Here is a 25,801-nt window from a genome sequence, read left to right on the forward strand (position 1 = left end):
CGTTTAGCAGTTCTTTTTCTGTTGAAAAGGGGTGAGGCTTCGCAAGATCAGCTCCGAACCACCAGCTCCATAAGGTGATCCAGTTTATAGAACCTGAACCTATTTCATCGTTTTAGTTGGGCATAGGCGCTCATCAATATTTTATTGAAAATATATTCTTTTTTCTTAGTTACTCCATCCTATGGTAACGACGTGGAAAAGGTTCCATTTCCTTTTTTATCATACTGATATGATATAGCTCCTTTTAGATCTGTTCTGTAGACAGATACCCCTGCTTTACTCAATATTTCTAGCACTTGTTGATGCGGATGACCATATCGATTGTTCACTCCAGCAGAAATAATAGCGATTTTCGGCTGAAGGCTGTCAATGAACGCTTCACTTGATGAGGTTTTACTTCCATGATGACCGACTTTTAATATGTCTGCTGATAGATCAGGATATACCTGTATCAATTCTTGCTCCCCTTGCTCACCTAAGTCACCAGTAAACAACCAGCTTCCTCCTCCTATTTCCGCATATAATACAATCGATGATTCATTTGTGTCCTCCTCGTACTGGTATGGATTCAACACATAAAATCTCGCATCCCCTACCGACCAGTGATCTCCGCGTTTTACAGAGGAAATCTCTATCCCCAACTTAATAGCAGTTTGTATAAACACCTGATCTTTATATATTTCCTCACTCCCACCACCAATAATAATTTTCTTCACATCGATATGTTTAACAATATCATCTGCACTGCCAATATGATCGGCATCTGGATGAGTCAAAATAAGCAAATCGAGCGTATGAATCCCTTTGCTCTTTAAAAAAGGGATAACGATGTCTTCACCAGTTGAATATGTTTTTCGTCTCACTTTCCACACCTCTTGTTCAAAAGAAAGACTACCGCCTGTGTCAATTAAGAAATTCCCTTTATTAAACGGAAGCTTAATAAAAATAGAATCACCTTGTCCAATATCAATAAAGGTCACTTCACCGAACGGAGACAGCTTTTGAATATTATATTGCAAGACAAGTAAGAGAATCAGTAGGAGAGATAAAATCTTTGTTTTTCGGTGATCCCCTAAATCCCACGATGCCAACAGCAGAAAAATCACGACAACAAGTAACAAATGAATTGGGAATGTAGGCTTGCCAAAGCTTATATATGCAAATGGCAGATCTGCTGTAAACCCTGCTACTGTATTACATAGAACAAAGCTTTTATTTAGAAAAAATAGCAACAAATCACCAATCTGATTTGTTAGCAGATGGATAAGCAGAACTAGTATCGCAAACGGCAAAAGGATGACAGAATAGATTGGAATAAAAATCACATTCAACAGCACACCGATTAACGAAAACTCAAAAAAGTGAAAGAGTAATATAGGAATAGCTGCTAGCTGACACAGAATACTTGTCACAAGTAGTGCTATGAATTGATTTGAAAATCGTCCCATGATGCTAAGCGACATAATAATAGCAAAGGCAACAGAAAAGGACAGCTGGAAGCCAATATTGTAGAGATGGTTCGGATTAAATAGTAAGAGGAGCAAATAAATAATGGAAATCGTCTCAGTAGCAGAAATAGATTTTTTAAAAAAAGCGAGGAAAAAGAATAGCATCGCCATAAAGCATGAACGAAGGACGGAAGGACTTGCACCGGAGAGGATGATATAAATCGGCAAAAACAGAAACATGACAAGGGACATCTTTTCTCGTGTTACACCAGCCCGAATACCAATGAAAAAAATCACGCCTGTTAAAAAACTAACGTGCAACCCTGAAATGGCTAATAAGTGAACGATGCCTAAACGCTGATAGTCTTTTAGCTCTTCTTCATCAATCAGCTTCTGATCTCCAAAAATGAGAGCATTCACATACCCGCGTGATGATTCAGGAAAATGTATGTTCACATAGGAGATCCCCTTATTCCTAAAATCCTGAATCGCTTGCTTTATACTGTGCTTGTTAGACATACATTTCGCAAATTGAATCGAATCCGCTTTAAGAACCCAATGAATACCTTGCCTTTTTAAATACAGTCGATAATCAAAGCTATTAAAATTACGCTTCCCACTTGGTATTTCAAGGACACCCATGGCAGGGCATGACATAGCAATTTTCAAATGATTTTGCAAGTTTATTTTCTCAGACTCAGAAGAAATCTTATACTTTAGCTGAAGTTTTTCGTTATTATCGGTTCTAACAAAACCTTTCAGCAGATCTCCATCAATGTCGAATGAATCCGTAAAAATAATCGTGAAATTTGTTTCCTTACCTGAAAGTTCCGTACGATTGTTTTTCTCAGAAATAGTCGTACTGAAGCCAAACAACAGCAGGACAACGAGATGAAGCACTAAGATTTTACTGGGGATTTTAAAAAAAAGGAAACCATAATAGAGGAGCGCGCAAATAAGCCATTCCCACCCGAAATAAGGGAATACGGTTACGCCAAATGTGGCAGACACGCAAGCAAATATGAGTTGTTTCGTCATAAGACCTCCTCCAACTTAGAAGGAGAGGACTAAAAAGGGGTCTACTTTCATTCAAAACTAAAATGAAGTTAAAACGCCACCATTTATTATGAAGGATATATCTTGTAGCACACTACACTCAGCTAATCTTAATGGTGGAGGTGCGGAGCTGGAATTTTGGATGCTTTCTCGAAAAATCAGTATACCTGATTAATAGATTGGCTATATTAGTAAGTCGCGAAGCCCCTTCCCCATAACTTCTTGATTCGTTATGAAATCTACCCCTTTTTAGTTTTAAGTCACACTCCATCTGTTTTTAATAGAAATAGTCGTTCTGCCTGTTGCTGAAGTTCATTCACCTGTTCAATCGAACCGCCTGCTTCTGACAATGCAGTTAATAAATCAGCAACAAGATTTTGTTTTTCCTGACCTTTTAGGTCAATAATTTCCTCTGTTAATACCTGTTCAACTCTCACACCCGCCTGCTCGAAAAGCTCAATTGCATAAGGATGGTTTTTATAATTTTCAGCATAATATACCGCTTTAATTCCCGCTTGGATTAATGATTTACAACATTGCAAACAAGGGAAATGGGTGACATAAATTTCAGCGCCTTCAGTCGGTACACCGAACTTCGCACATTGTAAAACCGCATTCATCTCCGCATGGATCGTCCTGACACAATGATTGTCAATTACATAGCAGCCATCATCGATGCAATGCGTACCGCCTGCAATTGAACCATTATACCCACCGGCAATAATTCGTTTATCTCGAACGATCGTTGCACCAACCGCTAATCTTGTACATGTACTTCTTAATGCTAATAATTGACTTTGCGCCATAAAATATTGATTCCAACTTATTCGTTTCAAAATACATTCCCCTTTTTTTAGTAATGAGAAGTTCAAGATGTATAAGACACTATTCTTCCCGTAACCAGTAACACGTGCAGAATAGAGAACCAGCGCTTTCATATCATTTAAAAGGCTTTTTACTGAACTTGTCTACATTTTACCTTCTCTTCCCCAATTTGAATAGCTGATTATTTTACCTTTATTGAATCCTTTAATTTTTCAAACGTTTTGTCGCCGATGCCCGATATCTTTTTTAAATCTTCCACACTGTGAAATTTTCCGTTTTTTTCACGATAGTCGATGATACTAAGCGCTTTAGACGGACCAACGCCCGTTAATGTTTCCAACTCCGCTTGTGTAGCAGTATTCAGATTGATTTTTCCGTCGGACGAACTTCCTGATGAAGACACCGATCCTATTGTTTCTACACTTTCGTCACCCACTCTTGGTACCAGGATGACCATTTGATCTTCTACGACTTGCGCTAAGTTCACTTGATCTTTATCTGCTTCTTTCGCAAAGTCCCCTGCATCTGCAATAAGATCTATCACTCGATCACCAGCTTCAGCGATATAGACACCCGGACGGTTAACCGCACCCTTCACATCTACTTTTATGATTGCAACCTTCTCTGCTTCTTGTTGCTGCTCTAGCGGTTCATCAAATGCACTGCTCCCATCAGAAAAAATGTCTGTTACCTTCGGTTCCGGTGCTGAAATTTGAAAATAAGCAAAACCGAGTAATAAAGCAAGCCCCACTGCTATTCCTATGATTATTTTCTTTCTTCCTTGAACGTTCATTGAAATCACCCTTCATTTTAATTTTCGTCATAACCAAGCAACTAGCATCATAGAGTTTTTAGAGAAGTTCCTTTTAGTAGGAGGTGGCAAATTTTGAAAATAGGTGTAATCGGAACGGGAAATATGGGGACTGTTTTACTTGAATCATGGCTGGAAGCTAAAGCAATCAAAGAAGAAGATCTCATCATTACAAACCGCACTCTCAAAAAAGCACTCGCTATCCAGTTTCAATATAAAGGTGTAACCGTGGTGAATACCGCGGCTGATGTCGCAAAGCATGCTGATGCCATTTTTGTCTGTGTGAAGCCTTTGGAAGTTTTAGCGGTACTTCAAACCATCAAGCCTTATATAAACCAAGACAAGTGTGTGATTGCAATTACAAGTCCAATCTCAGTCGATCAGCTTGAATCTCAGTTGGATTGTTCTTGTGCCCGCTTCATCCCAAGCATTACAAATCGCGCTCTTTCTGGTGTATCATTACTCAGCTTCGGAAAGGAATGTCAAAGCATTTGGAAACAAGCTATTACTGAATTAGCAAAAAGTATGTCAGAGCCAGTGATTATTGAAAATGAAATAACACGGGCTGCTTCTGACATTGTGAGCTGTGGGCCGGCATTTTTCACGTATTTAGCAAGAAGATTTATTGATGGTGCTGTTCAAACAACAAAAATAGACGAAGAAACAGCAAGTATCTTAACAGAAAATATGTTAATCGGCTTAGGAGAATTACTGAAGAAAGGTACCTATACTTTACCAACACTGCAAGAGAAAGTCATTGTAAAAGGCGGAATTACTGGTGAAGGAATGAAAATACTTGAAGCAGAAACAGGGGAAATGTTCGAGCATCTTTTTATAGCGACAAATGAGAAGTTTACAGAGGACATCGAAGAAGTGGAAAAACAATTTAGGGCTCCTTATTAATATTCGTAATGAAATGCAAAAATCCTTTTCTTTTTTTAATTATTTTAAAGAAAGCTCTTTTCAACTTGCCTGTTGATTGCAACGAGAAGCGTACGCCTACCGCTCCATTCAACATTGTGCAAAATCAACAGTAAGCTTTAACATACCCCAAAAGAAAAATAGGGTCAGACTAAAAACATCTACTATTATCGTTTAAATGACATGTACTTGACATACTAAACGATTGATAGAGTGTTACGTCAGACCCTTTTCATTTCTTATTTCTTCTTTGCTACAAAGAGAATCCGCTCGGTTTTATTGTGAATGGGCTCATCTTCTAAGTCTGATAACAGCTCGAGCACTTCAAAACCACACTCGACAAGCTTCTCTTGATAGAAAGACACCGGGTATGTGCGTTGATAATGGTATTCGTCAAAGCGATCATACAAGCCATTTTCGGGATCTCGGACAAAGAAGCTTAGATCGTGTTCAACACTATAGGGCTCCACTCCTGCATAACATTCCCAAATATATGAAACATCTTCATCGCTTATCGCAAACGTCTGATTTTGAAACACTTGCTCGATTTTATAGATGGAATGGATATCAAATAAAAACAAGCCATCCTGTTTCAGATGAGCATGAACTGAATCAAAAGTTTTTTGTACATCCGCTTCGTCTCGAAGATAATTTAAAGAGTCACAAAAAAGGGTTACACAATCATAAACGCCGAGCCCTTCTAGCTGAGCCATATCTTGTTGATAGAATGCAATAGAGCGTCCTAATAAGTCTGCTTTCTCATGGGCAATTGCAAGCATTTCCTCTGATAAATCTACGCCTGCAACTTGATAGCCTAGCTTTGCCAGTTCTATGGTAAATTCGCCCGTACCACATGCAAGATCAAGCACTTTTTGGCCATCACAGCCGTACTGGTTCATTTTTGCAAGAAGGAGTTCAAGCCATTTTTCATAAGGAGCATCTTTCATCAGTTCATCATACACATAGGCGAAGCGTTCATAACTCATTGGCTTAATTCGCTTTGCAAGTTCTCGATTGGAGCATCTCCCCATAAACGTTCAAGATTGTAGTACCCTCTTTCATCACGATGGAATACGTGGGCAATTACATCCCCTAAATCAACAAGAATCCACTTTGCTTCATCAAAGCCCTCCATACGTCTTACTTGAATGCCGTTTTCTTCTGCTTTTTCTTTCATTTCACGAGCAATCGCTTGAACTTGCTTATCAGAATTACCATGGCAAATCAAGAAATAATCAGCAATTAAGGAAATTCCCTTCATATTTAAAGCAAGAATGTCCTCTGCACGTTTATCATCAGCAGCCTTTGCTGCCATTACTAATAGTTCTCTTTCAGTCATCGAATCTTCTCCTTATAGTGGGTGTTCCAAAAGACTGAACACTCACTTATGTTGTAAAATTAAATCATTATAAAAATGAAACGTATCCGGATACACCGCTTGATTATTTTTTATTAAAAATGCAAGAGTATTGGATACTGCTAAGATTATCGCTGAATCCAAGTTTTCTTTCGCCAACTGCCGTACTTCTTCAACACCAGGGAAAGAACGCCCCGGTTCAATATAATCCGCTAAAAAGACAACCTTGTCAAGTAGCGTCATGTTCACCCCGCCAGAAGTATGGTAGGCAATTGCAGCTAACACTTCCGGGTCGATAATTCCCACTTCTTTTCGAACAAGGTAGGCACCGACCGGAGCGTGAAGTAGCTCTTCTCCATATTCAAGTAAATCAGCAGGCATTTTCTCAGAGATGACGATATCCTTCATTTCTTCTATTGGGCGGAATTTCGCATAATCATGAAATATCGCAGCAAGTTCAGCTTTTTTCACATCTGCTCCGTACTGTTTAGCAAGATCAATCGCCGTTTCCGTCACACCGACTGTATGCACATATCTTCGTTCTGTCAGCTGTTTCTTTACGATTTCGAGCGCTTCCTCACGTTTCATAGGACCCATTTCCTTTCATATATTCCCATACTTGATCAGGAACTAAATAACGAATGGTTTTCCCTTGCTTGACCCGTTCTCTGATTAAAGAGGATGAAATAAGCATTTCAGGAATATCTACCATCACAACAGGATAATGGGTAGAAACCTCATATCCCGGCCGCTTAACACCAACAAAAGTAATAAGTTCAATTAACTCATCAATTCGATGCCAGTTTGGTAAATATTCAATCATATCTGCGCCAATGATAAAGTAAAATTCTGTATTCGGCTCACGGTCTAAGAGGACTTGTATCGTATCAAATGTATAAGACGTACCTTTTCGTTCTAACTCGATCGTTTCCAGTAAAAATGACGGGTTAGAGTCAATCGCAAGCTTGAGCATTGCAACACGATCATCATCCGGGACATCTTCTGTTTTTATTTTATGCGGTGGTGTGTAATTGGGCATAAATCTAATTTCATCCAGTTGTAATGCATCTAGCACCTCATTCGCAATAATCAGGTGGGCAATATGCGGCGGGTTAAATGTCCCCCCAAGGATTCCGACCTTTTTCATATTCAAGGTAGCTTGATTTGTTTATTTTCTCTAGATTCTTTATACAATACAATCGTGTTTCCAATGATTTGTACAAGTTCTGCGCGTGCTCCCTTTGATAGCGCCAAACCTACGTCATCACGATCTTCTTCACAGTTTTGTAGAACGCTCACTTTAATTAGTTCCCGTACTTCTAACGCCTCTCCGATCTGTATAATCAGATTGTCATTGACGCCACCTTTCCCAACTTGAAAAATTGGATTAAGATGATGTGCCTTTGCACGTAAAAATCGTTTTTGTTTACCTGTAAGCATTTATTTGCCTCCTAATGTAGTTCGCATGATGTTTTTCATTCTTGATGTATCCGGAGTAATCCCTGTCCAGATTTGAAAAGCTAAAGCAGCCTGGTAGACCAACATGTCTAAGCCGTTTTGAATATCGCAACCTTTTTGCTTCGCTTCTTTTAAAAGCTTTGTTTCCAGTGGGTTATAAATAATGTCACTAACAAACGTACCTTCTGATAAATTGTGAATGCTAATTGGCATTGCATCCAGATCGGGACTCATCCCTTTCGATGTCGTTTGAATAATTACATCATAATCGGCTAACTTCTCTTCTGCCTGTATGAGCGTAAGAGCGACTGATTGTTTCTCAAAAGGACAATCCGCTATTAAGTTTTCCGCCTTTTCTATCGTTCGATTCGTTATATCAACAGAGACGGTACCGGCAGAAAGCAATGTAAAGTAAATCGCACGCGCTGCGCCACCAGCTCCTACAACCAAAATTTTCTTTTCTGTTAGATTCGAGATTTGATCAGATAACGCCTTATAAAAACCCATTGCATCTGTATTATACCCTATATACTTGCCATCCTGATAAGAAACGGTATTAACTGCACCAATTGTAGCAGCAAGTTCATCAACTTCATCAAGATAAGGTATAATGGTCGTTTTATGTGGAATGGTGACATTAAAACCTGCAATACCGATTGCTTTCATTCCTTTTACCGCATCGCTCAAGTTTTCTGGCGTTATATGAAATGGATGATAGATACAATCTAGTTTTTGATGCGTAAATGCATCGTTTTGAATCGCTGGTGATATCGAATGCGCAATCGGGTCCCCTATAACTCCATAGACTTTTTTCATCCTTTTTCCTCTCGTTCTCTCTAGTTTATCTAACTAAAATAAAGTGAAACTTCAATCAGTGGAGGTTTTCTTCATCCCCACTGATTGTTAGTCCCGTTCTAGTGTCGCAAATACCTTCGCACATCGAACGTAAAGCTAAGTACGCCACTTCCTGTGGCAACGTCTCGGTAAGCTTCACTGTATCTTACGATTCGGGCTTTTAAGGGCTGTTAACCCTCACCTACGCTTCTTTGATTTCTCTATGCTTTGAGGTGGGGGTTTTACTTTTTTGTAATTCGGGATAATTTCTTATAATGCCCCTGTTATATTAACGATTTTCGTAAAATCACATTTACGCCCTTCGGTACATGCGCCACGACTCTTGCACCTGGCTCATTCACCGTTACCCAGCCAAGACCTGAGAAGACAATGTCTATTTTCTCTTCTTTGATTGAAAATTCATGCGCGACTAACTCAGGAAAATCAGCCATACCTTCTCTGCGAGGCGGTGTTAAAAGTTCACCTGCATGATTTTTATATAATTCATCCGCTTTTTCAAGCTTTGTCCGATGAATATTTAATTCATTGGACAAATGGCATGTGAAAGAACGACGACCGCCTGATACATAATCCAGTCGAGCTAACCCACCAAAAAATAATGTTTGCTCTTCATTAAGCTGATAAATTTTCGGTTTGATTTCTTTTTTCGGTGTAATGTATTTTAAATCACGTTTATCGACATAATGTGCCATTTGATGATGATTAATGATGCCTGGTGTATCAATCAATGCTTTTTCATCATCAAGCGGAATTTCTATAATATCAAGCGTCGTTCCAGGGAAATGTGAAGTCGTAATCACATCATCTTCCCCGCTCACTTGTTTGATTAACCGATTGATAAAGGTAGATTTACCAACGTTTGTACAGCCAACAACATATACATCTTTACCATTCCGATAATGTTCGATCGCGGATGCTGCTTCTTGGATCTGCTTACCTTTCTCAGCACTAACCAATAAAACGTCTACCGGATTTAAACCAAGCTCTCTACTAGATTCCTTCATCCAGTGAATCAATCGATTATGCTTCACTGATTTTGGTAGCAAATCGACTTTATTGCCAATCAATAGGACATCATTAGACCCAACGAAACGGTGCAATCCTGGCAGCCAACTGCCATTAAAATCAAAAATATCCACGATCTTCACGATTAATGAATCGGTTTGACCTACTTGATTCAAGATTTTTAAGAAGTCATCATCTGTCAAAGAAACATCCTGAACTTCATTATAATGTTTTAATTTAAAGCAGCGCTGACAAATGATTGATTCTTTTTCCAATGCTGACTTAGGTGTGTATCCCAAAGCTTTAGGGTCTTCGGTTTGTACTTTCACACCACAACCGATACAAGCTATTTCTTCATCGTGTATTAATTCTGATCGTCCCATTCTATCAATCCTTTTCTTCTAAAAGATGCTAAAATCCGTCTTTCAATTTTACGATTAAATTTCGTCCAGAATCCATCTGTCTGTACAACCGGCACGACTAGAATCGTATGAAAGCCGCCTCTATTACCGCCCAATACATCTGTCATCAACTGATCGCCGATTACAACGGCCTCTTCTCGTTTAATGCCCATTTGCTTAACAGCTCTGTTAAAAGCTCTTCTCATCGGCTTACGTGCAAGAGAAATAAACGGAATCTGAAGTGGTTCGGAAAATGACTTTACTCTCGTTTCATTATTATTTGAAACTATGGTAACTAAAATTCCATGATTTCGCATGGATTCAAACCACTCAATTAATTTAGGGGTTGCAGAAGGTCTATCCCATTCTACAAGGGTATTATCTAGATCTGTAATAATTCCCTTCACGCCCTTTTTCTTCAAGTCTTCAGGCTTTATCTCAAAAATGCTTTTCACATGTTCATTTGGTAAAAATAAATTAAGCATGATTCACCTCAATAATCTCTCTTGAATTACTATTCAACCCTTTTACTACAAATAAAACATACATCTTCACTTCTATAGTCTTGCCGTAAAGTTCCATCATAATATAAAAAAGCAGCTCTGGAAAGCAGCAAAGCTAATGAATTTCTTAATTGCATAACCATTTGTTGCCGTTTGTCTCCTAATATTTTAATGACTATTCCCAAAAACATTTCGACAAAATCTTCATTGACTTTAATTGTGGATAAAGTTATACACATTATCCCCTAAGATTAGCAGACCAAACAACCATTTATAAACAAAGTGCCCACAACTTATCCACGTACATTGTGGATAACCAGAACGATTGTTCTCGATTACTATTTCTGGTAAGGTATGAATATACCAACTTTAACTTACCACTATATGCCAATGAAATAATTTTATGCAGAAATTACTCCCATTACAGTGAAGCTTACCGATGCATATAAAGGCTGAGTGGGTTAACGCTCGAAGTCAGGAAACAGAGGTATTGTACCTTGGCTTATGTGCATTTGTATCGGGTGGCGTAGCGTCGCTTTCGAATCGTTAAAAAACAACCATGAGCATCTGATCCCAACTAAAATGATAAACAAGGTTCAAGTTTTCACATTGTATCACCTGATGATGGTGGAGGTGCTAAGCTAATTTTGCAAAGACTCGTCCCTTTTCCACAAAAGATTTAGTGATACTAGAACGGGACTAGCCCAGTGGGGAAGATAGCCCCCACTAATAGACGTTCCACTAGCAAAAAATTGGAGGTGACCTGCCTTAAGGCATGCCAATGAATAAACTATCAGATGATTTATTAATCGAAGCTTATTTCAAAGCCATAAAATTGAAGTTAAGTGCAGACTTCATCAACTTAATCGAAACAGAAATTCAACGAAGGTCATTAACCGACAGAATTAGAGGGTCGTTAGCATAATAGATACAGAGGATGTCCCTAAAGGGTTTGATCTCACACTCTATACTCCGTTATAGTGTCAAATACACTTTATTAACGATCTATTGTAGATGTAGAATCCTTCCCTTTTGTTATGGAGCATCCTCTTATTAGCCCTTTAACGTCCCAATTCGTTCTCCGACTTTTACTTCTTTTGGTACATTCAAATCTTCCCGTTTTCTAAAGCTTCCTTTTTCAAACAGCAGCACGACTGTTGATCCAAAACTGAAATATGCAAATTCCTGGCCTTTTTTCAATTGATTAGCTTCATCAGTTATGACGATTGAGTTCACAAACATCGCACCAACCTTGACGATGGCTACATGTGCTGATTGATGCTGAATTTCAGTGATGTTACGATAATTTTTAGATAAAGGAGCGCGGCCATATTTCATACCTAGCTGATTCACTGGATATGACTTCTCCCCTTTCATCCACCGTTTCGTCACTTTTCCTGAGATAGGCATATGTATACGATGATAATGACTGGGACTTAAATAAAGAACGGCAAAGCTGCCACCCACATATTTTTCGAAAACAGCCGTGTCATCCAGCATTTCCTCGATTGAATACGTCTTTCCTTTGACCACAATTTCTTTATTCTCCGTAATTAAACCATACTCACTAAAGACGCCATCGACAGGACTTACGACAGAATCGGGATCAGAATCAATTACTCTTACGCCTTCTTTCAGTCTTCGCGTAAATAAATCATGTAAAGTTGGATAAGATGTAACATTCTTTTCACTTTCCTGTTGGTTAATTTGAAAGATTTTCACATAGGAAGGGATCACAGCATGGCTCTTTTTAGATTGACTAAACTTTCGCAAAGCACTTGAAGTTAATCTTCCATTTGTTAACTCAATAAAAAGACGATATAAAGATTGATACAAACAAAACACACCACCATTTGTTAATAAATAGAAACTTTTCTTGCATAAATTGTATCCGCAGTCATATGATTATATAATCAATTTAAAAATCCAGGAAGGGAGTGTAACAATTGTTTTTCCTACACGCTTTGGATCTTACTTTAAAAAAATTAAAAGCACAAACGGCCAATATTATTACCCTTCTAAATTTATCGCTTGGCGGATATGCAATTATAGCTGTTTTAACAAATCAATTGAATCTTAGTCTTCTATTAATCTTTCTCGCCGCACTCGCTGATCGTTTCGATGGAATGATTGCAAGAAAATTTAATATTGAATCGGCGTTAGGAAAACAGCTCGACTCGATGTGTGATATTATCTCATTTGGCGTCGCCCCAGCCTTACTTCTATATCAGGGAATTATCTTTGAATTTGGCGCACCAGGCAGTTTCTTCACCGTTTTTTATATTGGCTGCGGGGCATTTAGGTTAGCCCGTTTTAATATTAGTGAAAACAATGGCTTTTTTACCGGATTGCCGATTACCGTAGCTGGATGTTTCTTGACATTAAGCTTCCTCGCCATACCATTCGCTCCGTCTGTATTTTTCTTATTCTTCATGATTATATTATCTTTACTCATGATCAGTCCATTTAAACTTAAAAAAGTGTGAACAAAAGCGCAAGCGCCTTGACGAAATTGGCGGCTTGCGCTAGACATCAAAATGTAAGGTTTGGAGTCAGACTCTTCATTATGCTTGTTTCACCAACAGATCCGTCAATTCAAAAAATTCCTCAATATCTTTCAAACATGTGCCAACGGCATCCTCCCAGAATTCACGCCTCGCTATGTCTACGCCTAAATGTTTGCTTGCCAATTCTTCAACTCGCATTGAACCCGTATCTTTTAGCAGAGCGATATACTTCGCTTCAAACCCTTTTCCTTCTTTTTGCGCTTTCGCATAAATACCTAGCGAGAATAAATATCCGAATGTGTAAGGGAAATTATAAAACGGAACACCCGTAATATAAAAATGAAGCTTAGATGCCCAGAATGTCGGATGGTATTCACTTAATGCCTCTCCATACGCTTCTTTTTGAGCTTCCATCATCAATTCATTCAATTTACCACTGCTGACCATTCCTTGTTTTCGTTCTTCATAAAACCGTGTTTCAAATAAAAAACGAGCATGAATATTCATTAACAACGCAATCGTCCGCTGAATTTTGTCTTCCAAAAGGGAGATTCGTTCGCTTTCTGACGAGGCTTCTTTAACAGAAGCGTCTGCGACAATCATTTCAGCAAATGTAGAAGCCGTTTCCGCAACATTCATCGCATAAGCCCGGTTTAAGGTATGGGTATCTTTAAGTGCATAAGAATGAAAGGCATGCCCTAATTCATGTGCTAAAGTGGATACATTAGATGGTGTTCCCGAATACGTCATGAAGATCCGGGATTGGCCTGACACTGGAAAACCTGTACAAAATCCACCTGGACGCTTATTCGGACGATCTTGTGCTTCAATCCATCCATCTTCAAATGCCTTTTTCGTAAAGCTCTCTAACTCACTGCCAAATTTACTAAAATGCTTCAGGATAAATTCAGCACCTTCCTGATAACTCATGACACTCGTTTTTGTAGAAGTTGTAATCGGGGCTTCCAAGTCAGACCAGCTTAATTTTTCGACCCCTAGTAATTCTGCTTTTCGATTAAGAAATCGGACAAGCGGCTCTTTATGTTCGGCAATTACAGACCACATACTGTCCAATGTTTCCTCAGACATCCGATTGATTTCCAAAGGTTCTTTAATTACGTCCTTCCATCCTCGCTTTTCATACACACTTAAGCGGAATCCAGCTAGGTGATTTAATGTTTTAGCCAACACATCACTATGCTCTTCCCAAGCATGTTCCCAGGCAGTAAAAATCCGATTGCGTACATCTTGATCAGGATCGGAAAATTTATTAGCTGCTTGCCCTACAGATAATTGCTTCACTTCTCCATTTTCTTCAAATGGGATGTGAATTGTAGCGACAATCGTATCATACAGCTGACTCCAGCCATGGTATCCGTCCACCGATAGTGCATTAATTAATGATTCCTCATCAACCGAAAGCTTCTCCATCGCACGCTCTCTGCGTTCATTCAATATGTATTTTAATTCTTTTAACGGTTCTTTTTTTAATACGTTTTGGAAAAACTCTTCATCCAATGCTACAAGTTTCTGATCAAACTTCGTTAAGGCATTTTGGAAAGTAGCGCTTTGTTTCGTTATTTGGCCTCGTAATTCATTCGCTTTCTTATCTTTGACATCTTGTGCTTCTAAACAACTAACAAACGCTCCGACTTGGCGAATTTTTTTACCAGATTGTTCAAATAATTCCATAGCACTTTCTAGTAAATGCTGATCCTGTTCTACTGATTTCACTTTCCAACCACTTACTAGCGTATCAAATTCACCAATCTCTATTCGTAATTGATCTAAAAAAGCAGCAAATTCCTGTGATGCACTTCCCCCTTTAAAAAACACATCTAAATCCCAAGTTATCGGATATGCCATTGATTATTAGCCTCCTTCTTTTGCTCCTTTCATTATAGTTAATTTTTCAGAATTTTTCTAACCAAAAGTGCAATTATGTCATTTTATTACATAATTATATAAGTAGTACCAATATTAACTCGTACCTTTTTAAAGAAAATTGTCTAATTTTTTTTCTAGCATTCATGAAAAATCGTGGTATGATTGGTATAATTAAAGGAAAAGGGGGTGGGTTACAGTGAAAAGATTATCCGTACTCATACTCGCCTTGATTTTACTCGGAAGCATTCAACATTCTGCCGTTAGCAAAATCCACGGAGGACTCACAGGACCCAGCCTTTTCACACACAAGCATTTCAAAATGGTTGAAGAAGATACAACCATAATAGCCGAACTTCAGAGTGAAGAAATGCAGTTTATACCTGATTTCAGCTTAATGGATTTTGCTGCAGTCGTACTACTCATACTAGCAATGTTTCTCTATAGCATATCCTTTATTAAGCTCGTACGACGGTACATCCTACACGGCCCCGTCTTTTACAAATCGAATTATCTCATTTTAACTCCTTCATTTTTTATTAAATAAAATAAAAAAAGAGGGAGTGGCCAAAATGGTATTTCGTTTCATTATGATAGCTCTATTTTCATTGACAGCATCTAGATTATTCCTTTATCAAGGTACTGAAATCTACCATGCCATCGTTGAAATGTTTAAACCTAAAGCATAAAGTGTCGATTATACTAAAAAACAGAGCGTGAAGCATTTGCTTTACGCTCTGTTTTTTTGTACGAAGGACATACGAGGCTTCGTACCGGAACCATTGTGTTTAGGTGAGTGTAGCATGCTACAGGATAAATCCTTCATAGTAGATGGTGGCGTTTTAATGCCATATTAGTTTTATACGAAATCTTAGATAAATATTTATCCTTACCCGCCTCGTCGTTTTTCCTTTTCTGCCCGGTAAAACTCATGAAACATTTTCATCAATGCCCGCTTTTCAATTCGTGATACATAACTTCTTGAAATATTCAGTTCTTTGGCAATTTCCCGCTGAGTTTTTTCCTTTTTCAAATCCAAGCCAAATCGACCGACAATTACTTCTTTTTCACGTTCATCCAGAATATCGATATACTTTTTCACCTTTTCAATTTCCATATTCAACTGAATCGTGTCGATCACATCTTCTGACTCAGACTTCAGTACATCTATTAAACTAATTTCATTCCCTTCTTTATCCTGGCCGATTGGATCATGCAGAGATACATCTTTTTTCGTCTTCTTAGTAGCTCGTAAATGCATGAGTATCTCATTCTCAATACACCGAGCTGCATACGTCGCAAGCTTCGTTCCTTTTCCATCAGAATAGCTTTCGATTGCTTTGATTAAACCAATCGTGCCAATCGAAATTAGGTCTTCCGTATCTTCGCCCGTATTTTCAAATTTTTTGACAATATGAGCAACGAGTCGTAGGTTATGCTCAATTAGCTTATTACGAGCCTCAGCATCCCCTGTTGCCATAAGCTTTAAGTATTTGCGCTCATCACCCGCTGATAACGGTTGAGGAAATGCATTATTCTTTACGTATGATACGAGCAAATAAAACTCTTTTACCATATAACCTAATGCAGTTAAGATATCCGGCATTTTTCACACCTCCAGAGTTTCTACTCATTCGCCTATATTTAATGCTTATGCAAGAAGGGACGTCTTTGTGTCTGTACACCTTAATTTCACTTATGTTACAGCATTCAACCTACTTTCATTTCTATCGGATGAACTAGAAGAAAAAGGAATTCGTGAAACACTTAATCCTTTGCTCTAAATGCATCTTTGGATATAATATTGCCCGCTTCATTATCTAACTTCTAGGATGAAATAATAATGTTGTGATTTTTAAGTCGGTGATTATGACCTTTGTTTCAGTACTCACTTCCATGACAGCATTTTGGTGCAAGGTCGATTCATCCTAGGAATTATCAAGCACATCCCTATTTCTATTGCCTTAATCCTTCATCCACTCTAGGCCTCTACGATACTTGAATAGAGGAAAAATAACAAAAATATTTCAAAATCATCATAGTACTCAAAAAACAAAGCCCAAATTTCAGGATATTTTATTCAAGGTCATCACCACTTTTTTATTAAAACTTCATAATGAAAAAATATCAGAAAATTGAGTTTTTAAAGAGTTAAAAAATGAACAGGGTAGAGTATAAGGGTTGTTCAAAAAATGCTTTGGAGGTTTTATTATGAATACCGCTTACGAAGAATGTATCAAAGCTTGTCTGGAATGCATGGACGCGATGGGTTTTATTTATTATTCTAATTATATTAGCTGCAAACTTCGATATCCAAAATCTACATGCTTCCTTATGGCCAGGAGAACCGTGCAATAAGTGGGTTTTCCTTCATCCTCCACTGTGGTTAGTCCCGTTCTAGCGTCGCTAATATCATCGTTCTACTTCGATAAAGCGACCTAACCAACCAAGGTTCAATGAATCACAGACTAATTACGCCGCTTCCTTTAGTCTTTCGTCTGTGTGACCCACATCCTGTGGGCGCAATCTTACTTTTGAAAAGCACAAAGGTAAAGGATCACTGTATCCCACCATTCGGGCTTTTCACGGAAAGTTTGACCCCATAGGGTCTTGACTTTCCGTTAATGCGGGATAAATAGTAGGATTCGCCTCAGATTTCTCAATTTGTGATAATGGGCAAAATCCCATACATCTTGGCTTTACTATGCATACAGTATAGGGGAAAATTCTATCCTACTTGGAGGTGATCTTATGGGTTATGGATTTCCAGGTGGCGGGTTCGGTTATGGTCCATATCCTCCGTACGGACCTGGGTTTGGATGCGGAAGCTTTGGTCCAGTCTATGCGCTATTCATCGTTCTTTTTATTCTGTTGTTAATCTTCGGATTTTGGTGGTTTATTAGCTGCGGACCTATTGTGTGTTAAGATAATAAAGGGGCTGTCCCATAACGATAAGGGGCACCCCCACATCTACAATTCACGCTTATGTAACTAACACATTAGTCGGTGAATAGAATGTGAGCACGCCCTCTTTTTCTTTATCTATCATTTTAAGAAATTCAATCAGAGTCCACTGTTCCTTCTGTTGCGATGACTACCCCAATAATAGTAATGACAACAAGCACCATTACAATTGAAAACATGGCTTACACTCCTTTTAACTGCCTCATTTAAAGGTACCATGTTTCCCATTATCATAACGTTGAATAATTTGAACAAATTTCATCAAAACGATGGCAATTTTGTGAATGTTTCTACAGGCAATTGAATCTTAGTTTTGCAATGCTTGTTTTAAGTCGTCTATTAAATCTTCAGCATCTTCAATGCCAACAGAGATACGAATTAGTCCGTCTGTAATTTTTAATTCTGCCCGTCGATCAGCTGGAATGGAGGCATGAGTCATAAGGGCTGGTATGGATATTAAACTTTCCACGGCACCTAGACTTTCAGCGAGAGTAAAGTACTTCACTTTACTTAATACATCTGCCGCTTTCTCGGCACTTCCAACATCAAAAGATACCATGCCGCCAAAACCGCGTGCTTGCTTCTTCGCAATTTCATGGTTCGGGTGGCTTTCGATACCTGGGTAATACACTTTTGATACCATTTCATGTTCAAGCAAGAAGTTGACGATTTGTTTTGTATTCTTTTCCGTTTCTTCCATGCGGAGACCCAGTGTTTTAATGCCGCGAATTAATAACCATGAGTCTTGCGGGCCTAGGACGCCCCCAGTTGAGTTTTGTACAAAGTGAAGTTCATCACCAAGCTTCTCATCATTCACAACGGCAAGACCTGCTACAACGTCACTATGCCCTCCAATATATTTCGTCGCACTATGAAGCACAATATCTGCCCCAAGTGTAATTGGATTTTGCCAATATGGTGTGCTAAAGGTATTGTCTACAATCGTAAGCAAGCCATGTTTCTTGGCGATGTTTGCTGCCCCTTCAATATCTGTAATTTTCAAAGTAGGGTTAGTTGGCGTTTCTAAAAATAAAGCTTTTGTATTCTCTTTGATATTTTTTTCAATAGACTGTAAATCACTTGTATTGATGAATGTTGCCTCTAATCCAAAACGATTTAATACCTTTGTGATGACACGGTAGCTGCCACCATACACATCATCGGTAATCAGCACATGATCCCCTTGTTTAAACAGCATCATAACTGCTGTCATTGCTGCCATCCCTGAACCGAATGCAAATCCTCGTTTTCCTTCCTCTAAATCACTTATTAATTCTTCTAGGGCATGTCGAGTTGGATTGCCTGTACGGGAATATTCATAACCGCGATGATTTCCTGGGCCATCTTGTTTGTATGTGCTCACTTGATAGATGGGAACAGAAACCGCTCCTGTTACTTCATCACCAAAAATTCCGCCGTGAATTAACTGTGTCTTTTTTTTCATCTTACTCTCCCCCTTGGTAGATTTGTTTACTTAAGTAACGTTCACTCGAATCTGGAAATATAACGACAATATTTGTTCCCGGTACTGCCTTTCTCGCTTCTTGCAATGCCGCATAAAAAGCAGAGCCAGATGAGCTGCCGACTAAAAGACCTTCTTTAAGGGCTAACTCTTTCACTAGTGCGAAAGCGTCTTCATCAGGTACTGTGTAAATTTCATGAAAATAGCTCTCATCCATGTAAGACGGCAAAAACTCCATCCCAATTCCTTCTGTTTTATGCGGACCAGATTCACCGCCATTCAAGATCGAGCCTTCCGGTTCAACAATGACTGTTTTAACATGTGGATTTTGCTCTCTTAAATAACGGGCTGTTCCCATGAATGTTCCACCTGTTCCTGCACCTGCAACAAAGATGTCCGCATTTCCATCAAGCTGTTCCCAAATTTCTGGGCCTAGTGTTTTATAGTAAGCAGCTGGATTGGATGGATTTGCAAATTGCTGTGGACAATAAGAATTCGGAATCTCTTTTAGCAGTTCTTGCGCTTTCTTGATAGCTCCCAGCATACCTTCTTCCGTAGGTGTATTTACAACCTTAGCGCCTAAAGCACGCATCAATTCCTGCTTCTCTGCGCTGAATTTTTCCGGCACACAAAAAATGACCTCAATACCTTTGTTGATTGCGGCTAACGCCAGTCCAATCCCTGTATTTCCAGCCGTCGGTTCAATCAAGGTACCGCCTAAAACTAATTCGCCGCTCTTTAGGGCAGCATCTAGTAATTCGCGACCAAGACGATCCTTTACACTTCCACCTGGATTAAAAAACTCAAGCTTTGCAAAAATTCGGACACCTTTTGGTAATGAAAATTGAGTAATCTCTAATATCGGTGTTTGACCGATTAATTCATGAATCCCACGATAGACTTTCATTATTTCTCCCCCTCCTATTATCTCTCATATTTTAGGAGTATTTTAAAATGTGAAGAGTGCGTTGAACGAAACCATTCTTTCGTCCAACGAATCTCCACGTAGCTAACTTAGGCTTTTTTCCTTAACTCACTTTCAGGCGATCAATCATTTTGATAATCAGTTGGCTTGAGTTTAGTGCTGCTGTTTCCAAAAATTGTTCAAATGAAAGGTTCGATTCTTTTCCAGCAATATCAGAAAGAGAACGGATAATCACAAATGGGGTGCCAAATTGGTGAGCAACCTGTGCGATCGCAGCAGCTTCCATTTCTACTGCATAAAGATTGTCAAACTTTGTGCGAACAAAGTCAACACGAACAGGGTCGTTCATAAACGAGTCACCCGTTACGATTAAACCACTTGCAACTTGGATATCCGTGATTTCTTTCGCCGCCGCTTCGGCAATCGCAAACAGCTTCTCATTCGGGATGAAGGCTGCTGGCAATTGTGGAACCTGACCATATTCATAGCCAAAAATCGTTACGTCAACGTCATGATGGCGTACTTCTGTGGAAATGACAACATCCCCAACATTTAATGATGGTTCATACCCACCTGCAGAACCTGTATTAATAACCGCATCCGGTTTAAATTTTTCTAATAATATTGTTGTTGACATGGCTGCATTTACTTTTCCAATTCCTGATTTTAGTAAAATGACTTGAACGCCGTTTAATGTGCCCGTATTAAATTCACTGCCGGCAATCGTCATTTGTTCAAGGTTTTCCATTTTATCTCTTAAGATCGTTACTTCTTCTTCCATTGCTCCAATTATTGCTACTTTCATTCCTGTACCTCTTTCTATAATTTTTCAGCCTCCATAATCCAGACAAACGAGTTGCACTTATCGAATGATACAGTAAAGCCATTTTCTTTTAATAAATCTTCTAAAAACGGGATCGTTGTATAAAATTCAGTGGATAGATCGTTTGCTAAACTATGAAACCCAGACGCTTTTGCATCAAGAATCGCTTGTTCGTGGTGTTCCTTTGTGAGATACATTGTATCCGCAAACACTATTTTACCACCACTTTTTAATAATTGGCTATAGATTGCGATCGCTTTCGCCTTCTCATCGTCATTTAAGTGGTGAAACGCATAAGTACTTACAATTGAATTCACTTGCTCTGGTTTGGGAAATTCAAAAAAATCACCATCTACTATTGCCGTGCGATTTTGCAATTTGAAAGTGGCCTTCTCTCTCATTGCAGGTGAAGGCTCCACAGCTGTTACCGTTAAGCCCGCATTCAACAATCTTTCTGTCAAATTACCCGTACCGACCCCGAATTCAATCGTGTGACCATGCGCTCTACTAACTACACTATCTAAAATCCGCTCGTAGTTCGAAAACACTTCACGGTATTCCAAATTATGACCATCTACAGTATCATCATAGGATTTCGACCATTCTTCAAACAGCTCGATAAATTCTCTTCCCATTTTTATCACCTTTTTATTTTAATTATTCCTATGAGCATAGTATGTTTTTATTTTAAAACTGTTCTTAATCTACCACATCTTCCCCTTTCCTTCAAGTAGTAGATTTCCCTGCGATTTATAGTTTAAACGTGATAAAATGGCTCTATAACCTAAGTATATGGAGGCATAACCATGAATTTTCAACTAGATTTCATACAGGATAAAGTCGAGTTTTTTGAAGCGGATACGATTAAAAATCTTGAAAAGCAAATCCAAACACAAATTGAAGTAAATAAAGCCATTCTCCTAGAAGTACACTCCGTTTCTCACCAAATGCATATCAAAGATGGCCATCGTTTTTACAGTGCTGTCGTGCATTTTAAAGTGAAAAAATAAGAAGTATAAAAAAAGAAAGGATCTGCCCTCGCAACTACATGTAAAAATTACTGTAGTGTACGAGGTCAGACCCATTTACGGCAGCCTCTTCGCTTGCTGTTAAATCATTTTTTTTCCACATTCACCGGTTTCCAGCCAGAGCCTTCAACCCACTCAATGTTGACACGGTAAACTTGCTTCGTATCCTTCGCAGAAACTGTTCCAACCGCTTTACCAGGCGCACCACCATTTCCGAGCCACAAGATAGTCATATTATCTGTAGAGATACCAGCTCCTTGTGCAACGGCTTGTTCCATCTCTGCCCAGTTCGTGGATCCTTTATCAAAATTTGTGATTTCGGCTTTGGAAGTTTGCGGAGTTCCTACCGATTCCGCTAAATCACTCGTTTCGGTATTCTCGTCATTTTCGTCTTCAGATCCCAAAATGACCTTTGAATCATCTTGACCAGGATCCTCAGTTCCCTGCTCTGCATCAGTCCCGTCTTGATCTTCGGAAGTTGAAGAATCATCAGTCTTAGATGCAGTATCCTGATCCTTATCCTTCACTTCGCTAGTCTTAGTATCACTTTCCTCCGTTTGTTTTGGCGTATCTTCTTTAATCGTCGTAGACGCTTGTTTCGTTTCGTCTTTACTAAATAAAATTGATGCTCCGACTATTAGGATTAACACGATAACAACGGTTATGGAAATATTATATATACGATTCGTTTTTCTTTGTTTGTCTTTAGTTGATGAACGCCCACCCGTATGAATAGGTCCAGAATTTCTTTTCAATGTACTTCCTCCTCATTATTCAATACAAGGTCTATTTTAACACGTTCCTGAATCAGTTTGAAGTGAATACTATCCCAAACATTTACCCTTCTTTCGAACTATTTTCATGATTCATTGTATAAATTGCTTTGACCATCTCTGCAAAAACAGCGACCATACCACTCGTATTTTCTGTTGTATCCAAGTTTACCGCAACTAATGCATATTTCGGATTTTCATAAGGAAAGTAGCCCGCAAACCATTTGTTCAGCTTACCTTCTGTAATATTTATTTGCGCGGTTCCCGATTTTCCGGCAACGGTATAAGGCAAATCCTTCAATGAAGCACCCGTTCCCTTTGGTTCATTTACGACACTTCTTAATAATTCTTGAAGCTTCATTGCGGTGTATGGCGAGATGGTATTTTGATCGATTTCTTTTTTAGGGAATTCAATCGCCGAGGTCCCATTATTGAACTCGACCTTTTTTACCGCTTTCACCATTTGTTTTTCACCACCTCTAGCAATTGTCGCCATCATATTTGCGACAGCAAGTGGCGTCACTTGAACATTTAGTTGGCCGATCGCTGTTTTGGCGATCATTTTCGGATCTTTCTTTAATTCCTCCTGATCTTTCCAAATAGTTCCTGATTGCTCACCATACAGTTGTTTAAAAGCTGAATGATATAAATTCCCTTGCCAACCAGAATACTGAGTGATTGCAAGTTTATCAGCATAGGTTTCAAAGAAATTAGCATCCTTTTTGGCTATTTCTTGAGACACTTCCGCAAATGCTCGGTTACAACTTTGCGAAAAGCTGTTTTGAAAATTCAACATGCCGAGCGGTCTTTGTTTTTCTTCCTTGCCATCTATTGTTTGATTACAGTCGAACATCCGCTGCGGTGGTGCTGACTCATAATCAATTGCTGCTGCTGCTATAATGGTTTTGAAGACAGAACCCGGAACATGTTGGGTGAACATATGATTGATGGCTCCTGATCCATTAGGCTGCATCTTATCTAAGACAGGACGAGAAACACTTGCTAAGATTTCACTTTTCTCAATATCGAGTAAAATGAGCCCTCCCTTTTTAATTTGATAATTATCGACGATTTTTTCCGCCGTTTCTTGTAGTTCTTTATCTAATGTTGTGATGACTTTAACAGGGTATAGCGGGTTTGCAGGTTCGACATATTTCACATCAACCCCAAACATCGGCCCGCCATTCGCATCGACATGGAACACAAGTTTCGACTCACCACTTGATAAGAGAAACTCATCAAATGTTCGCTGTAACCCTTTGTCCCCTACTCTTGTGTCAGGCAAAAGCTCTAAGTCAGGATATCTTTCTTTTGGCAATGAAGAGTATTGTACGGTCAAACCAAGCAGTTGACCAGCTGGCATCGTTTGCGAATTGAATTTCTGTTTTACAGCGAATACACCTGGAATTTTTAGATTATTGATTGCTTTTGATTGATACTCATTTAATTCAAGCGGCTGATTACCACCAAAAGCAAATGGTTTCTTCTGATTCAAAATTTCCTGGCGTAGCTGATCTTCTCGAATGCCGAGGATTGACGCAACTTCATCTGCAGGCCATTCCATCTTTTTTAAAAAAGGAAATAAAACAAGCACTTGCTTTTCCTCATGGGTTAAAGGTTCTCCATCACGATCATAAAACTTGCCGCGGCCATCATCAACGGTTAATACTTGTGACCTCTGCTTCACACTCGCTTCAATTAAATTTACTTGATGTTTCGAAAACGACTCCGTGTTCCACAGCTGAATATCGACTAATCTCCCTATCAGAACGAATAACAACATCATCATAAACACACCCAGCCATTTTAATCGTCGTATTTTCATCATAAACACCTCATCTATATTTTGGACGAGGTCCCCATTTTTCAAACAATTATACATGCATTTTTTAAAAGAGTTATGATACAGTAGGAAAAGAAGTTTTCTTAAGGGGGCGGATAGATGAGAAAATTGACATTGGCCGATGCGGTTAAACTGAAAAGCGTCCTATCCAAGCGTATTCAGGAATTAGAAGTAGAAATGGATCTCACTGCATTTGTCGAAATTGAAAAAGGGACAGCAATGCCCTATCAAGTACGTACTCTTGATGTCGTGGAAAAAGAACTTGAGGAAGTCCGCGGTGATTTTCGTTTACTTGATAAATTGATGTACAAAGCAAACTATAAAAATGAGATTTCCTTTGGCGAGCAATCTTTGACAATTGTAGAAGCAATAGAGCTTGCCACCCAATTGCGAGCTCAAGCACGTAAATACAAACAATACGGCACCTCTTCTAAAGAGGAGCTGATCCATTCATATAGTGATACCATCACTTTAGTCAAAGTGGCAACATTCGATCCGGAACATTACCGTGTAAAGGGGATTGAAACGGAGAGACAAGCAAATCGCCTATCAAATGCAATTAACGCAAAGAATTATCAAGTAGAGCTTGATTTTGACAGTGATAAATATTTTTAAACCTTGAAGTGGTGAGACTCCGCTTCAAGGTGCAGAAGGAGCCTCTTTATTTGTGGTGACAGATGTCACGTTTGAAAATGGCTAAACCAATTACCAATTTCTCGTTCCATCTTTACTGTTAACCAATCACCACCTATTGCAATGGATCTAAGAATTTTAGTTTTATATCCTGCTCCTTCTGTATTCCCCAGTTGATCTATTCGACTGGGGGATTTTAAATTAGAGGATACATTCGGAGATTGAAGCATATTTCCACCGGTGGTTACTACCCTAGTCGCAAAATCCATACAAAACTAATGTGGCATTACAACGCCACTATTTACTATGAAAGATATTA

General features: G+C 38.9%; 27 protein-coding genes. 7 read left to right on the forward strand and 20 right to left on the reverse strand.

Annotation, left to right across the window (positions count from 1 at the left end; translation table 11 throughout):
• Positions 1–179 precede the first annotated feature (179 nt).
• From V179_RS0113105 to V179_RS0113115, 3 genes are all read right to left on the reverse strand, one after another.
• Complete coding sequence (locus V179_RS0113105; RefSeq protein ID WP_028391872.1) at positions 180–2,486, reverse strand: DNA internalization-related competence protein ComEC/Rec2; 2,307 nt, start codon at positions 2,484–2,486, stop codon at positions 180–182.
• A 278-nt stretch (positions 2,487–2,764) separates the two neighbouring features.
• The gene (locus V179_RS0113110) at positions 2,765–3,340 is read right to left on the reverse strand and encodes a ComE operon protein 2 (RefSeq protein WP_028391873.1); all 576 of its coding nucleotides are present in this window, start codon (positions 3,338–3,340) and stop codon (positions 2,765–2,767) included.
• 170 nt (positions 3,341–3,510) lie between these two features.
• Entirely contained in the window at positions 3,511–4,122 is a 612-nt protein-coding gene (locus tag V179_RS0113115; protein ID WP_028391874.1) for a helix-hairpin-helix domain-containing protein, read from the reverse strand.
• Positions 4,123–4,215: 93 nt separating this feature from the next.
• Between V179_RS0113115 and comER the strand changes: the two genes are divergently transcribed.
• Complete coding sequence (comER, locus tag V179_RS0113120; RefSeq protein ID WP_028391875.1) at positions 4,216–5,043, forward strand: late competence protein ComER; 828 nt, start codon at positions 4,216–4,218, stop codon at positions 5,041–5,043.
• 257 nt (positions 5,044–5,300) lie between these two features.
• Here the strand turns inward: comER and V179_RS0113125 are convergent, their stop codons facing one another.
• From V179_RS0113125 to V179_RS0113160, 8 genes are all read right to left on the reverse strand, one after another.
• Positions 5,301–6,047 (reverse strand): class I SAM-dependent DNA methyltransferase, encoded by a 747-nt coding sequence (locus tag V179_RS0113125; RefSeq protein WP_028391876.1) that lies wholly within the window; start codon positions 6,045–6,047, stop codon positions 5,301–5,303.
• Complete coding sequence (gene rsfS / locus V179_RS0113130; RefSeq protein WP_028391877.1) at positions 6,044–6,400, reverse strand: ribosome silencing factor; 357 nt, start codon at positions 6,398–6,400, stop codon at positions 6,044–6,046. The genes V179_RS0113125 and rsfS overlap by 4 nt, the downstream gene beginning before the upstream one ends.
• 42 nt (positions 6,401–6,442) lie before the next feature.
• Positions 6,443–7,006 (reverse strand): bis(5'-nucleosyl)-tetraphosphatase (symmetrical) YqeK, encoded by a 564-nt coding sequence (gene yqeK / locus V179_RS0113135; RefSeq protein WP_028391878.1) that lies wholly within the window; start codon positions 7,004–7,006, stop codon positions 6,443–6,445.
• Positions 6,996–7,565, reverse strand: coding sequence for a nicotinate-nucleotide adenylyltransferase (locus V179_RS0113140; RefSeq protein WP_028391879.1), 570 nt, complete (start codon positions 7,563–7,565; stop codon positions 6,996–6,998). The genes yqeK and V179_RS0113140 overlap by 11 nt, the downstream gene beginning before the upstream one ends.
• Before the next feature lie 2 nt (positions 7,566–7,567).
• Positions 7,568–7,858 carry a ribosome assembly RNA-binding protein YhbY gene (gene yhbY, locus V179_RS0113145; RefSeq protein WP_028391880.1) on the reverse strand — a complete coding sequence of 97 codons (291 nt, stop codon included), beginning with the start codon at positions 7,856–7,858 and terminating at the stop codon, positions 7,568–7,570.
• The gene (aroE, locus tag V179_RS0113150; RefSeq protein ID WP_028391881.1) at positions 7,859–8,692 is read right to left on the reverse strand and encodes a shikimate dehydrogenase; all 834 of its coding nucleotides are present in this window, start codon (positions 8,690–8,692) and stop codon (positions 7,859–7,861) included.
• Positions 8,693–8,994: 302 nt separating this feature from the next.
• Positions 8,995–10,119, reverse strand: a complete 1,125-nt coding sequence (gene yqeH, locus V179_RS0113155; protein ID WP_220478487.1) for a ribosome biogenesis GTPase YqeH — start codon at positions 10,117–10,119, stop codon at positions 8,995–8,997.
• The gene (locus V179_RS0113160; RefSeq protein ID WP_028391883.1) at positions 10,101–10,622 is read right to left on the reverse strand and encodes a YqeG family HAD IIIA-type phosphatase; all 522 of its coding nucleotides are present in this window, start codon (positions 10,620–10,622) and stop codon (positions 10,101–10,103) included. Before V179_RS0113160 ends, yqeH begins: the two co-directional genes overlap by 19 nt.
• Positions 10,623–11,421: 799 nt before the next feature.
• On the opposite strand from V179_RS0113160, the gene sda reads away from it, so the two are divergent.
• Complete coding sequence (sda, locus tag V179_RS0113170; protein WP_028391885.1) at positions 11,422–11,565, forward strand: sporulation histidine kinase inhibitor Sda; 144 nt, start codon at positions 11,422–11,424, stop codon at positions 11,563–11,565.
• A 128-nt stretch (positions 11,566–11,693) separates the two neighbouring features.
• Here sda and V179_RS0113175 read toward each other — a convergent pair whose 3' ends face one another.
• Positions 11,694–12,476 (reverse strand): phosphatidylserine decarboxylase, encoded by a 783-nt coding sequence (locus V179_RS0113175; RefSeq protein WP_028391886.1) that lies wholly within the window; start codon positions 12,474–12,476, stop codon positions 11,694–11,696.
• A gap of 110 nt (positions 12,477–12,586) precedes the next feature.
• On the opposite strand from V179_RS0113175, the gene pssA reads away from it, so the two are divergent.
• Positions 12,587–13,126 carry a CDP-diacylglycerol--serine O-phosphatidyltransferase gene (pssA, locus tag V179_RS0113180; protein ID WP_028391887.1) on the forward strand — a complete coding sequence of 180 codons (540 nt, stop codon included), beginning with the start codon at positions 12,587–12,589 and terminating at the stop codon, positions 13,124–13,126.
• A gap of 78 nt (positions 13,127–13,204) precedes the next feature.
• Here pssA and V179_RS0113185 read toward each other — a convergent pair whose 3' ends face one another.
• Complete coding sequence (locus V179_RS0113185; protein ID WP_028391888.1) at positions 13,205–15,013, reverse strand: M3 family oligoendopeptidase; 1,809 nt, start codon at positions 15,011–15,013, stop codon at positions 13,205–13,207.
• A gap of 217 nt (positions 15,014–15,230) precedes the next feature.
• Between V179_RS0113185 and V179_RS0113190 the strand changes: the two genes are divergently transcribed.
• Complete coding sequence (locus V179_RS0113190; protein ID WP_028391889.1) at positions 15,231–15,578, forward strand: hypothetical protein; 348 nt, start codon at positions 15,231–15,233, stop codon at positions 15,576–15,578.
• 342 nt (positions 15,579–15,920) lie between these two features.
• Here V179_RS0113190 and sigK read toward each other — a convergent pair whose 3' ends face one another.
• Positions 15,921–16,637 carry an RNA polymerase sporulation sigma factor SigK gene (gene sigK, locus V179_RS0113200; RefSeq protein ID WP_028391890.1) on the reverse strand — a complete coding sequence of 239 codons (717 nt, stop codon included), beginning with the start codon at positions 16,635–16,637 and terminating at the stop codon, positions 15,921–15,923.
• Between the two features lie 1,145 nt (positions 16,638–17,782).
• Between sigK and V179_RS30715 the strand changes: the two genes are divergently transcribed.
• A complete protein-coding gene (locus tag V179_RS30715; protein ID WP_152534731.1) occupies positions 17,783–17,956 on the forward strand; it encodes a sporulation protein YjcZ in 174 nt (57 codons plus the stop codon).
• A gap of 346 nt (positions 17,957–18,302) precedes the next feature.
• On the opposite strand, the gene V179_RS0113215 is transcribed toward V179_RS30715, so the two are convergent.
• The 4 genes from V179_RS0113215 to V179_RS0113230 all read right to left on the reverse strand — a co-directional run bounded on the left by V179_RS0113215 (position 18,303) and on the right by V179_RS0113230 (position 21,840).
• Complete coding sequence (locus V179_RS0113215) at positions 18,303–19,439, reverse strand: bifunctional cystathionine gamma-lyase/homocysteine desulfhydrase (protein ID WP_028391891.1); 1,137 nt, start codon at positions 19,437–19,439, stop codon at positions 18,303–18,305.
• Between the two features lies 1 nt (position 19,440).
• The gene (locus V179_RS0113220) at positions 19,441–20,364 is read right to left on the reverse strand and encodes a PLP-dependent cysteine synthase family protein (protein ID WP_028391892.1); all 924 of its coding nucleotides are present in this window, start codon (positions 20,362–20,364) and stop codon (positions 19,441–19,443) included.
• Between the two features lie 121 nt (positions 20,365–20,485).
• Positions 20,486–21,187, reverse strand: a complete 702-nt coding sequence (mtnN, locus tag V179_RS0113225) for a 5'-methylthioadenosine/S-adenosylhomocysteine nucleosidase (protein WP_028391893.1) — start codon at positions 21,185–21,187, stop codon at positions 20,486–20,488.
• A 14-nt stretch (positions 21,188–21,201) separates the two neighbouring features.
• On the reverse strand, positions 21,202–21,840 hold the full coding sequence (locus tag V179_RS0113230; RefSeq protein ID WP_028391894.1) for a class I SAM-dependent DNA methyltransferase: 639 nt from the start codon (positions 21,838–21,840) through the stop codon (positions 21,202–21,204).
• Between the two features lie 171 nt (positions 21,841–22,011).
• On the opposite strand from V179_RS0113230, the gene V179_RS0113235 reads away from it, so the two are divergent.
• Positions 22,012–22,215: a DUF2536 family protein gene (locus V179_RS0113235; RefSeq protein ID WP_028391895.1), complete on the forward strand. Its 204-nt coding sequence runs from the start codon at positions 22,012–22,014 to the stop codon at positions 22,213–22,215.
• Between the two features lie 104 nt (positions 22,216–22,319).
• Here V179_RS0113235 and V179_RS0113240 read toward each other — a convergent pair whose 3' ends face one another.
• Together V179_RS0113240 and V179_RS0113245 are read right to left on the reverse strand one after the other, a co-directional pair.
• Entirely contained in the window at positions 22,320–22,988 is a 669-nt protein-coding gene (locus V179_RS0113240) for a YrrS family protein (protein ID WP_051404948.1), read from the reverse strand.
• 82 nt (positions 22,989–23,070) lie between these two features.
• Entirely contained in the window at positions 23,071–24,831 is a 1,761-nt protein-coding gene (locus tag V179_RS0113245) for a peptidoglycan D,D-transpeptidase FtsI family protein (protein WP_326929546.1), read from the reverse strand.
• A gap of 117 nt (positions 24,832–24,948) precedes the next feature.
• On the opposite strand from V179_RS0113245, the gene V179_RS0113250 reads away from it, so the two are divergent.
• Positions 24,949–25,464: a hypothetical protein gene (locus V179_RS0113250; protein WP_028391898.1), complete on the forward strand. Its 516-nt coding sequence runs from the start codon at positions 24,949–24,951 to the stop codon at positions 25,462–25,464.
• Positions 25,465–25,801 lie beyond the last annotated feature (337 nt).

It is taken from the genome of Bacillus cihuensis (genome assembly GCF_000504145.1).
Lineage (GTDB): Bacteria > Bacillota > Bacilli > Bacillales > DSM-1321 > Peribacillus > Peribacillus huizhouensis.

What these genes read in the sequence shown, in the direction of transcription:
- V179_RS0113105 (WP_028391872.1), bottom strand. Translation starts at nt 2,486, where the DNA reads ATGACGAAACAACTCATATTTGCTTGCGTGTCTGCCACATTTGGCGTA.
- V179_RS0113115 (WP_028391874.1), bottom strand. Translation starts at nt 4,122, where the DNA reads ATGAACGTTCAAGGAAGAAAGAAAATAATCATAGGAATAGCAGTGGGG.
- V179_RS0113125 (WP_028391876.1), bottom strand. Translation starts at nt 6,047, where the DNA reads ATGAGTTATGAACGCTTCGCCTATGTGTATGATGAACTGATGAAAGAT.
- rsfS (WP_028391877.1), bottom strand. Translation starts at nt 6,400, where the DNA reads ATGACTGAAAGAGAACTATTAGTAATGGCAGCAAAGGCTGCTGATGAT.
- yqeK (WP_028391878.1), bottom strand. Translation starts at nt 7,006, where the DNA reads ATGAAACGTGAGGAAGCGCTCGAAATCGTAAAGAAACAGCTGACAGAA.
- V179_RS0113140 (WP_028391879.1), bottom strand. Translation starts at nt 7,565, where the DNA reads ATGAAAAAGGTCGGAATCCTTGGGGGGACATTTAACCCGCCGCATATT.
- yhbY (WP_028391880.1), bottom strand. Translation starts at nt 7,858, where the DNA reads ATGCTTACAGGTAAACAAAAACGATTTTTACGTGCAAAGGCACATCAT.
- aroE (WP_028391881.1), bottom strand. Translation starts at nt 8,692, where the DNA reads ATGAAAAAAGTCTATGGAGTTATAGGGGACCCGATTGCGCATTCGATA.
- yqeH (WP_220478487.1), bottom strand. Translation starts at nt 10,119, where the DNA reads ATGGGACGATCAGAATTAATACACGATGAAGAAATAGCTTGTATCGGT.
- V179_RS0113160 (WP_028391883.1), bottom strand. Translation starts at nt 10,622, where the DNA reads ATGCTTAATTTATTTTTACCAAATGAACATGTGAAAAGCATTTTTGAG.
- sda (WP_028391885.1), top strand. Translation starts at nt 11,422, where the DNA reads ATGAATAAACTATCAGATGATTTATTAATCGAAGCTTATTTCAAAGCC.
- V179_RS0113185 (WP_028391888.1), bottom strand. Translation starts at nt 15,013, where the DNA reads ATGGCATATCCGATAACTTGGGATTTAGATGTGTTTTTTAAAGGGGGA.
- sigK (WP_028391890.1), bottom strand. Translation starts at nt 16,637, where the DNA reads ATGCCGGATATCTTAACTGCATTAGGTTATATGGTAAAAGAGTTTTAT.
- V179_RS30715 (WP_152534731.1), top strand. Translation starts at nt 17,783, where the DNA reads ATGGGTTATGGATTTCCAGGTGGCGGGTTCGGTTATGGTCCATATCCT.
- V179_RS0113215 (WP_028391891.1), bottom strand. Translation starts at nt 19,439, where the DNA reads ATGAAAAAAAAGACACAGTTAATTCACGGCGGAATTTTTGGTGATGAA.
- V179_RS0113220 (WP_028391892.1), bottom strand. Translation starts at nt 20,364, where the DNA reads ATGAAAGTCTATCGTGGGATTCATGAATTAATCGGTCAAACACCGATA.
- mtnN (WP_028391893.1), bottom strand. Translation starts at nt 21,187, where the DNA reads ATGAAAGTAGCAATAATTGGAGCAATGGAAGAAGAAGTAACGATCTTA.
- V179_RS0113230 (WP_028391894.1), bottom strand. Translation starts at nt 21,840, where the DNA reads ATGGGAAGAGAATTTATCGAGCTGTTTGAAGAATGGTCGAAATCCTAT.
- V179_RS0113235 (WP_028391895.1), top strand. Translation starts at nt 22,012, where the DNA reads ATGAATTTTCAACTAGATTTCATACAGGATAAAGTCGAGTTTTTTGAA.
- V179_RS0113245 (WP_326929546.1), bottom strand. Translation starts at nt 24,831, where the DNA reads ATGAAAATACGACGATTAAAATGGCTGGGTGTGTTTATGATGATGTTG.
- V179_RS0113250 (WP_028391898.1), top strand. Translation starts at nt 24,949, where the DNA reads ATGAGAAAATTGACATTGGCCGATGCGGTTAAACTGAAAAGCGTCCTA.